Annotated in this window: 1 protein-coding gene; it reads left to right on the top strand. The window is 30.4% G+C overall.

Going from position 1 to position 358, the window contains the following annotated elements; translation table 11 throughout:
- A partial coding sequence (locus tag HC175_RS21040; protein ID WP_209310166.1) for a 3-keto-5-aminohexanoate cleavage protein occupies positions 1–358 on the top strand: 358 nt, incomplete at both ends.

The raw sequence follows: 358 nt of genomic DNA, 5'->3' as shown, positions 1-358 counted from the left end.
ACTGATTTCCAAAAAAGGAATAAGAATTGAAATTGGTTTGAACAGTTTTAAATCCGCAGAAAATTTTACAAAAAGTAATTTGGAAGGAGATTTTTTAAGGATTTTGCTAGAACCACCAGAACAAGTTTTGAAAATGGCACTCGAAACTATAGACCAAATTGAAAATCATTTTATTAATCAAAAGATTAAATTACCCTTTCTGCTTCACGGATTTAACAAAACCTGTTGGGATTTATTGGAATTAGCATTTATAAAAAATTACGAAGCCAGGATCGGATTTGAGGACACATTGACTTTACCAAATGGAAAAAGTGCAAAGTCAAATATTGAATTAATAGAAGAAGCACAGCGGATAAAA

It is taken from the genome of Salinimicrobium oceani (genome assembly GCF_012037645.1).
Note: the sequence above shows the minus strand (reverse complement) of the source record. Positions and strands in the feature narration are given on the sequence as shown.